Genomic DNA, 2,450 nt, shown 5'->3' on the forward strand with positions numbered 1-2,450 from the left:
AGAGGGCATGTGCTGTGTCGCCTTTTCGGCACGGTAAGGCGATGTGGCCAGACTGCCGCAAACCCAGAACTGGTGCTGCTTTGCGACCGGCGCTGCCCGATTCTGGCGGCAAATCAAAGGTTGCTCGCACAGCTCATAAACACTAGAATTAGTAGTCGCAGCATATAAAAACTACTAGATATTGTGTTTTTCCACAGCTTCTTCACAGATTTATGCACAGCCTGCGCCGCGTTTTCGACGCAGAAATTTTCAGCTGTGCGTTCAAGCATTTGGCGAGTTCTGCATCACGCAACACCCGGCGTGCAACTGGATGAACGGGCTTTACGCCCCCGCCTGCAAGGCGGCGAACCACTACCCGAAATGCCTGGCCTGATGGCTGGCCCGGCATCAAATCAACAGCAAAAAGGGGTCCTTACCGATATGTACACCACTACCGATACCGCCAGCACCACCCGTCCTGCTTACCCGGCAGAGGGCGTGAGTAACCAGGCTGGCACACCGCAGGTTGCCGAATACAAGATCATCCGCCGCAACGGTTCGGTCGGCCCGTTCGAGCCGATGAAAATTTCGGTTGCCGTCACCAAGGCCTTTCTGGCGGTGCATGGCGGCGCGGCAGCCCAGTCGGCCTCGGTGCGTGAGACGGTACAAAGAATTACCGATTCGGTGGTGAATGCGCTGATGCGCCGCAAGCCCGATGGTGGCGCCATCCATATCGAAGATGTGCAGGACCAGGTCGAACTGTCGCTGATGCGCTCGGGCGAGCACGATGTGGCGCGCGCCTATGTGCTGTATCGCGAGCGTCGCCACCAGGAGCGCCTGGCCAAGGGCGAGAGCGAGCAAGCGCCAGCAATCGGCATCCAGGTGATCGACGCCGGTGTGAGCCGCCCGCTCGATGTGGCGCGCCTGCGCGCGCTGGTGCAGTCGGCGGTGTCGGGCTATGAGCAGGTCACCGATGTCGAGCATATTGTCGGCGAGACCCTGAAGAATCTGTACGACGGCGTGCCCGCCGAAGAGGTGCGCAAATCGGCCATCCTGTCGGCCCGCCAGCTGATCGAGAAGGAACCGGCCTACTCGCGCGTGACGGCTCGCCTGTTGATGCACAGCCTGCGCCGCGAAGTGCTGGATGAAGAAGTCACCCACGAAGAGATGGCCGAGCGCTATAGCGAATACTTCCCCAAGTTCATCAAGCAAGGCATCGATGCCGAGTTGCTCGACCCGGAACTGGCCCAGTTCGATCTGGCCCGCCTGGGCGCTGCACTCAAGCATGACCGCGATTACCAGTTCGACTACCTGGGCTTGCAGACCCTGTTCGATCGCTACTTCCTGCATATCCACGGTCGCCGTATTGAGCTGCCGCAGGCCTTCTTCATGCGCGTCGCCATGGGCCTGGCACTGCGTGAAATCGACCGCGAAGCGCGTGCCATCGAGTTCTACAACGTGCTGTCGACCTTCGACTTCATGTCGTCGACCCCGACACTGTTCAATTCCGGCTCGCTGCGCAGCCAGCTGTCCAGCTGCTATCTGACCACCATTGCCGATGACCTCGACGGCATTTACGAAGGCCTGAAAGAAAACGCCCTGCTCAGCAAGTTTGCCGGTGGCCTCGGCAACGACTGGACCCCGGTACGTGCGCTTGGCTCGCATATCAAGGGCACCAATGGCAAGTCGCAAGGCATTGTTCCCTTCCTCAAGGTGGTGAACGACACCGCGGTGGCGGTCAACCAGGGCGGCAAGCGCAAGGGCGCGGTGTGTGCCTATCTGGAAACCTGGCACGCCGACATCGAAGAATTCCTCGAATTGCGCAAGAACACTGGCGATGATCGCCGCCGCACCCACGACATGAACACGGCGAACTGGATTCCCGACCTGTTCATGAAGCGGGTAATGGAAAACGCCGACTGGACCCTGTTCAGCCCGAGCGAAGTGCCGGATCTGCACGATCTGTACGGCAAGGCATTTGAAGAAGCCTATACCCGCTATGAGGCGAAGGCCGAGCGCGGCGAAATGCGCATCGCCAAGAAGATTCCGGCCCTGCAGCTGTGGCGCAAGATGCTGACCATGCTGTTCGAAACCGGCCACCCCTGGTTCACCTTCAAGGACCCGTGCAATATCCGCAGCCCGCAGCAGCATGTCGGCGTGGTGCACAGCTCCAATCTGTGTACCGAAATCACCCTGAACACCAACGACAGCGAGATCGCCGTGTGTAACCTCGGCTCGGTGAATCTGGTCAACCATATGGTCAAGGGCGAGGACGGCAGCTATCGCCTCGATGGCGAGAAGATTCGCCGCACCACCCGCACCGCCATGCGCATGCTCGACAATGTGATCGACATCAACTTCTACCCGGTGAAGAAGGCGCGCAATTCCAACCTGAAACACCGCCCGGTGGGCCTTGGCATCATGGGTTTCCAGGACTGCCTGCATTTGCTGCGCACCCCCTATGCCTCGCA

Annotated in this window: 1 protein-coding gene; it reads left to right on the plus strand. The window is 59.8% G+C overall.

All coding sequences use genetic code 11. The features are described 5' to 3' along the window. Nucleotides 1–300: 300 nt before the first annotated feature. The coding region (locus ACE3OH_RS21635; protein ID WP_374358169.1) for a ribonucleoside-diphosphate reductase subunit alpha at nt 301–2,450 on the plus strand (2,150 nt) is incomplete at its 3' end.

The sequence above is a fragment of the Chitinimonas sp. genome (assembly GCF_041904975.1).
In the GTDB taxonomy this organism is placed as follows: Bacteria; Pseudomonadota; Gammaproteobacteria; order Burkholderiales; family Chitinimonadaceae; genus Chitinimonas.